Raw genomic sequence first — 6288 nt, 5'->3', positions numbered from 1 at the left:
CGCCAGCGCCGATGGTACTGCGACCGGGAGGTCGTGGGAGAGTAGGACGCCGCCGGACATTCACACTGTTAAGGGCCACCCCACTAGGGGTGGCCCTTAACATTTGTGGCCTTGAGGTTTCTGTACGGCATTGCGATCAGCCGGCTTTGCGTTCGGGCGTGTACGTCCACCAGGGCCGCGGCGGGTTGCCGTTCGCCTGGTCTACGGCGGACATGATCGTGTCCAGGAGACACGGGTCGTGGCGTTGCTGGTCACGTTCGCAGATCGTCTCGTAGATCTCGACAGGATCCCGGCCGGCCAGCTGGTCGTTCCGCGTGATCTCTGCGCGGCTCAGATAGTCGGCGACGGCCGGTCCGACGTTCTTGAGGCTCGTGAGTTCGGTCTTCGACATGGTTCGACCATGCCGCATCCGGCCGGTGCGGGTCTTGAACAAATCGGACGACCCGTACGGCGTGGTGGCCCTATGCTCCGGGGATGGCTGGGATGGTGTTGATCGTTGGGTTGCCGGGTGCTGGTAAGACGTCTTGGGCTCGACGGCTCGAGCAGGATCGGAAAGCGCTGCGGTTGACGCCGGACGAGTGGATGGACGCCTTGTTCAACACGAACGAGGTCGACGGACGGCGCTGGGTGCTGGAGTCCGAGATGCTCTGGGGCGTCGCGGCCAGGGCTTTGACGCTCGAGGTCGACGTGATCCTCGACTACGGCTGTTGGTCGCGGGAAGAGCGAGATCTGTTCCGGACCCGGGCGCAGGCGCTCGGTGCGAGTGCGGAGATCGTCGTACTCGATCTGCCGTTCGAGGTGCTGTGGGAGCGGCTTGAGCGACGCAATGCGAACCTGCCGCCGGCGACGTTCCGCGCGAGTCGGGAGGAACTGACCGAGTGGAGCGCCAAGTTCGAGGTGCCGACTGCGGATGAGCTGCAGCGCTGGGATCGGCAGCTCGTGGTGAAGGACTAGCTATTCCTCGGGCGCGATGCCGACGAGCGCGGCCGCTGCGCAGATGTGGACCGGTGTGAGGTCGATGGGGGAGACCGGCGCCTGCAGAAGGGTGCCACGTTCGTACGGCGTGAGCGTGATGTCGATGCCGGGAGCGCCGGCCACCATGCCCCGCACGTACGTGAGCCAGCCCATCATCGGGATCCCGCGCCGGAAGACACCGGCCGCCGCGGCGAGCTCGGTGTCGGCGATGCTCGCCCACTGCGGTTCCCAGATCGTGACGACCGCGCGCAGGACCTGAGCGAAGCGTTCCGACTGCTGCAGCGCGTCCTCGTCGCTCCAGTGCAGTGTGAGCTGGTCCGAGACGGTCGTCATCGTGCCGCCCATGGACAGGTCGAACAGCCACGGCAGTTCGCCGGTGCTCTGCAGGTGCAAGCGCGTCGTACTCGTGCCGTTCGCGAGCACCTTCGTCGTCGCCTCGACCATCTCCTGCAGCGGCGTGGAGCCGTCGGCCTCGAGGACGTGGTACCCCCAGCGCTCGTCCTGCGTCCAGATGTGGACGTCCGGGAACGCGACCGCCACCGCGGTCAGCGTCCGGCCGACCCGGAGCGCGCGGTGCTCGACGGACTCGTCACGATGTGGCCATTGGGCGCGCAGCAGCCAGGAAGCCATTCACGCCCTCCGATCATGATGAGGCGGCGGCAACACTGCGCCAGGTCGTGACATAGTGCCGGATGCAGGCGACGGTACGCCGTCATACGACCGCTTGACCAGAGCTCCGCCTACTCGGTGTGAGCAGGTGCGGCGCCTCTCCGGAAAAGTCACCGCACCAGTTTGCTGCACCCCCTGGTCACGGGTCAGCACCGGGGTCCGATTTTGGTAACAACACATCGAAATCTGGACAAGTGTCAAGCTCAGCCCCCCGGAGTCGCCGCCACCAATGCCCCCAGAGCGCTCGCCTGTGTGCGCCAGTCACGTGTGCCGCCACCCGCCCAGCGCTGACCGAGACGGTTCAGTGAGTCGCGGTCGTTCTGCCAGATCGAGTCGGCCTGCTGCTGGGTATAGGTCCGGTACGACGCATCGCCGGTGGAGTCGGCCAGGTCCATGAAGTACCGGATGAAGATGCCCTTGAACTGCTTCTGGTTGTCGTCACAGTTGCCGGCCGGATCACAGCTCTCGGTGAGGATCCCGCCCGGACTGAGCGAGGACATCGCCGCGTCACCCAACTGCCGAGCCCTCGCGAGGAGCGAACTGTCTCCGGTGGCCCGCCACAGCTCCAGCGCGCCGCCGATCGCGAGGCCCTGGTTGTACGTCCACACGGTCTGACCGTTGTTGGTGCACGCACCGGTCACACCGTCGTTCACCAGGTTCGAGGAGTTGATCATCCCGCTGCCGACGAACCAGTTCCACCCCGTGGTCGCCCGCTGCAACCAGACGGTGTCGCCGGCCAGCCGGTTGTGCAGCGCCGCGGTCAGCCTGATGTAGAGCCCGTTCGTCACCGCGTTCTTGTACGTGCGCTCGCGGTCCCACCACACGCCGCCACCACACGTGCTCGTGTCCCAGTAGCCCTGGACATAGTTGGCGATGGTGACCGCCATATCCAGGTACCGACGGTCGCCGGTCAGGTCGTACGCCTCGATCCATGCGATACCCCACCACTCGGTGTCGTCGATCGCGCGGCTGATGAAGTTCCCCTCGAGCGCGTCACCGCTCTTCTCGCCCGCCGGGAACACTCCCTTGTTCTTCTCGAACACCTCGTTCACGATCCAGCGCAGATCGGTACGGCGGGTGCGCTGCTGGTAATCCATCAGCGTCGTCACAGCCACCGCGGAGTTCCACCAACTCGACAGCCACCACGCGGTGTGCGGCTGGTACGACATCAACGCGTCGGCGGCTGCACCGATGCGGTCGGAGGCCGGCCGTGCCCACGCCGTACAGCTGCCGCTCTGGCCTTCGACGGCTCGCCCGCAGGCGCGGACTGCGCCGCCATACAGCTTTGAGACTGGATCGGCCACAGCGTAGAGACGGGTTGTGGCTGCGCCAGCGCCGGAGGCGACGCTGGTCCGGCCGAGTGATGAGCCGCCAGGCCAGGAGGCGCCTTCGTTCCAGGAGCGGTCCAGCCAGATCTCGTCGCCTCCCGTGCCGTTCTCTAGAGCGCCCCAGGCCATCCCGCGATTGTCGACGTGGAGCGAGATCCGCCGGTTGGACAGTGTGGTCGACTGCACCGGCTGGTTGTCGCCGGACGGACCGGAGCTGCCGTCGCAGGCCGCCGCGCAGACCGCGGTGTGGACCCACGCGGTGCAGTCGACGCCGGCAGCGTCACCGCAGGCGCGGATCAGACCCCGGCGGTGGCCGGCCGGGTCGGCGAGGTTGTACATGAGCGTGCGCGTGCCGGTCCACCCCGACGGGATCGAGGCCTTGCCGAGCAGGCCGTCCCAGGTTGCGCCGCCGTCCCAGCTGCGGTCCAGCCAGACCGCGTCATTGGTCGACCCGTTGTCGATGCTGCCCCACGCCATCGCGTCCTTGTCGGATACGTGCAGTACGACGCGACGCCCGTTGATCACCTTCTCCGGGACCGGGAATGTCTCCTCCTGCGCCTTCGAAGGATCGAGCGTGTCGCAGAAGACCGAGCAGACCTGCTCCTGCATCGGCTGCGCGTCGGCCGGGATCGCGGGTGCCAACGTCAGCACCAGGGCGAGGGTCAAAAGAACTCGCATGTCAGCCTCCGAGTCCGGGCTGGTCGGCCCACGTCGTGTCGGCGTCGTACGAACCGCCGCCGTCCCACGGGTTCGCCCCGCCGACAGTGGCGATGTAGACCAGCTCGCTGGCGTGCCGGACGTAGTACGTCGGGTAGTTGATCGACTGCAGGGACACGTTGCCGGCCCCGCCGGCGCGTGGGGGCTGGGCGCAGAACGTGGCGTCCTTGCGAAACGTGTCGGTGCCGTCGTTGGACGCCTTCTGCAGCCGGTAGTTGCTGTGCCGGAGGTACTGGCCCGGGAAGTTGAGCGACTCGAGGGAGTAGCAACTGCTCTCGGCCAGGCCGGCGCGGACCACGAAGCTCGCGTCCTGACGGTCCGTCAGCGACGAGTTGGCGTCGAGCGCGTCGGTCCGGGCCAGCCCGTCCCGATGCCGCAGTACCCGATCGGTGTAGCCGGGCGTGGTCACGCGGAACGTGCGGGTCTGGCCGACCGCGAGGTCCGCGCCGCTGCGCCACCAGGCCGGGACGAGGTTCCAGGTCGCGTCGTCGCGGTACGAGCCGCCGGTGTCGGTGTCCAGCCAAACCTCGGAGTCGCGGTGCCGCAGGTAGTACCCGGGCCGGGCGGCGGACTCCAACGACGTACCGCCGCCGCTCAGACCGGGATGGGTGCAGAACGTGGCGTCGGCTGCGTCGGGGTTGGCTTCCTTGTAGATCCGAAGGTCGCGCTGGCGCAGGTACTGGCCGGGGAAGTTGCGTGACTCGAAGGAGTAGCAACTGCTGTTGGACAGACCCGGCCGGACCCAGAACGTCGCGTCCTGCTTGAGTGTTTGGTTGCTGTTGGCATCGACGACCTCGGTGTTCGCCACGCCGTCGATGTGTCGCAGGTAGCGGTTGGTGTACGTCGGGGTAGTGACGCGGAAGGACACCAGCTTGCCGAGAGGAAGCGTCGTACCGTTGGCGGCGGCCAGGACCTGTTGGTTGACGGCCCGCACCCGCGCGAAGTCCATCTTCTGCACCTGGCGGTCGTAGGTGTAGAAGCCGTTGATCTCGTCCTCGACGTCAGTCGGTTCGGTGTAGACCGAGCCGGACAGCCCGGAGCCGGTGATCAGGTCCGGCAGTTGGCTGGTGATCTGCACGTACCGCGTCGTCAGCGCATCGCTCGTCGGGAGTATCTCGTATGCGAAGCTGTTGCCGCTCGGCCACTCGTGACCGGCGACGTGCAATCCGAGGCCGCCGTACTCACCGAGTTGCAATACGCGCGTTGTCGACGGCGTTCGCGCGATACCAGGACCGACGTACATGTGGTCGTCGATGACGTCGCCGTTGCCGGGATCGGGATCCGAGTCGCAGCAGTTCGAACCGGAGTTGTGGTTGACCAGGCGGCTCGGGTCGAGGCTCTTCACCAGGTCGGCGATTCGGCCGGCCTGGAACTCGCCCCAGCCCTCGTTGAACGGGATCCACTGCGTGATCGACGTGATCTGCTTGTGGTTGTCGACCATCCGGCGCAGCTCGGACTCGTACCGCGCTTCGCCGGTCGCGGAAGCGGTGCGTCCGGCAACCAGCGACGGCATGTCCTGCCAGACCATCAGCCCGAGTTTGTCCGCCCAGTAGAACCAGCGCGCCGACTCGACCTTGATGTGCTTGCGGACCATGTTGAAGCCGAGTGCCTTCTGCTGCTCCAGGTCGAACCGCAACGCCTCGTCGGTCGGCGCGGTGTAGAGACCGTCCGGCCAGAATCCCTGGTCGAGGGTGCCGAGCGCGTAGACGAACTTGCCGTTCAACGTCGGCCGGAGGAAGCCGCCGAGCATCGCCTTACCGACGGAGCGCATCCCGAAGTACCCGCCGACCGAGTCGTTGCCCATCGTCCCGCTGACGCCGCTCGCTTCACCGACGACCTGTCCGCCGGACAGCACCTGGGCGTGGACGGCCTGGCCGGGCGAAGATCCCTGCACGGTGAGATCCAGTCCGCCGGCCGCGACGTTCGGGATCGTGTCGAGCCGGGTGATCCAGGTGGGTTGCGTCGGCTCGAGCCAGACGGTCTGCCAGATGCCGGACGACGGCGTGTACCAGATTCCGCCGCGGTTGACGCGCTGCTTGCCGAGCGGGATGTCCTCGGTGTCGACCGGCGCCCAGACGCCGACGACGATGTCGTTGCTCCCGGCTCGCAACGCCGACGTGATGTCGTACGAGAACGCGTCGTACCCGCCCTCGTGCGTGCCGAGCAGCGTGCCGTTCACCCAAACCTTCGACTGCCACATCACCGCGCCGAAGTTGAGTTGCACGTGGCGTCCCGACCAGCCGGCCGGGACGGTGAACGTGCGTTTGTAGTACATCCGGTTCTCGTGGCGCTGGATGCCGGAGAGCGCGGACTCGATCGGGTACGGGACCAGGACCTCCTCGGGCAGGGTCCCGGTCGGCGGGTTGTTGAGGTCACTCGTCGGCGCGAACTGCCAGACGCCGTTGAGGCTCTGCCACTCCGTTCGCGTCAGCTGCGGCCGCGGGTACTCCGGGAGCGGATCGGTCACCGACACCTGGTTGGTCCACGGCGTGGCCAACGGTGGTGGCTTCGGGGTGAACGCGCTCGCCGCGAGCGGTGTCAGGAGTACGGCGAAGAGGCCGAGGACTGTGGTCAGCAGCAGGAACCGTCGCGACAGCAT

5 protein-coding genes are annotated in these 6288 nt (G+C 67.0%); 1 reads left to right on the top strand and 4 read right to left on the bottom strand.

The window, feature by feature from the left end; translation table 11 throughout:
• Positions 1 to 136: 136 nt before the first annotated feature.
• Complete coding sequence (locus E0H45_RS22925; protein WP_202872444.1) at positions 137 to 391, bottom strand: helix-hairpin-helix domain-containing protein; 255 nt, start codon at positions 389 to 391, stop codon at positions 137 to 139.
• Between the two features lie 83 nt (positions 392 to 474).
• Here E0H45_RS22925 and E0H45_RS22920 point away from each other — a divergent pair, with 83 nt between their 5' ends.
• Positions 475 to 954: a P-loop nucleotide/nucleoside kinase family protein gene (locus E0H45_RS22920; RefSeq protein WP_131340386.1), complete on the top strand. Its 480-nt coding sequence runs from the start codon at positions 475 to 477 to the stop codon at positions 952 to 954.
• Here the strand turns inward: E0H45_RS22920 and E0H45_RS22915 are convergent, their stop codons facing one another.
• The 3 genes from E0H45_RS22915 to E0H45_RS22905 all read right to left on the bottom strand — a co-directional run bounded on the left by E0H45_RS22915 (position 955) and on the right by E0H45_RS22905 (position 6288).
• A complete protein-coding gene (locus E0H45_RS22915; protein ID WP_130389075.1) occupies positions 955 to 1605 on the bottom strand; it encodes a hypothetical protein in 651 nt (216 codons plus the stop codon). It lies immediately after the preceding gene.
• Positions 1606 to 1847: 242 nt separating this feature from the next.
• The gene (locus tag E0H45_RS22910) at positions 1848 to 3650 is read right to left on the bottom strand and encodes a glycoside hydrolase family 76 protein (protein ID WP_131340384.1); all 1803 of its coding nucleotides are present in this window, start codon (positions 3648 to 3650) and stop codon (positions 1848 to 1850) included.
• Position 3651: 1 nt separating this feature from the next.
• Complete coding sequence (locus E0H45_RS22905) at positions 3652 to 6288, bottom strand: AbfB domain-containing protein (RefSeq protein ID WP_131340382.1); 2637 nt, start codon at positions 6286 to 6288, stop codon at positions 3652 to 3654.

It is taken from the genome of Kribbella soli (genome assembly GCF_004331345.1).
GTDB lineage: Bacteria > Actinomycetota > Actinomycetes > Propionibacteriales > Kribbellaceae > Kribbella > Kribbella soli.
This window is presented reverse-complemented; position numbering and strand designations above follow the sequence as displayed.

Bases quoted from the DNA above. Each gene is read 5' to 3' on its own strand.
- E0H45_RS22925 (WP_202872444.1), bottom strand. From the start codon at position 391: ATGTCGAAGACCGAACTCACGAGCCTCAAGAACGTCGGACCGGCCGTC.
- E0H45_RS22920 (WP_131340386.1), top strand. From the start codon at position 475: ATGGCTGGGATGGTGTTGATCGTTGGGTTGCCGGGTGCTGGTAAGACG.
- E0H45_RS22915 (WP_130389075.1), bottom strand. From the start codon at position 1,605: ATGGCTTCCTGGCTGCTGCGCGCCCAATGGCCACATCGTGACGAGTCC.
- E0H45_RS22910 (WP_131340384.1), bottom strand. From the start codon at position 3,650: ATGCGAGTTCTTTTGACCCTCGCCCTGGTGCTGACGTTGGCACCCGCG.
- E0H45_RS22905 (WP_131340382.1), bottom strand. From the start codon at position 6,288: ATGCTGTCGCGACGGTTCCTGCTGCTGACCACAGTCCTCGGCCTCTTC.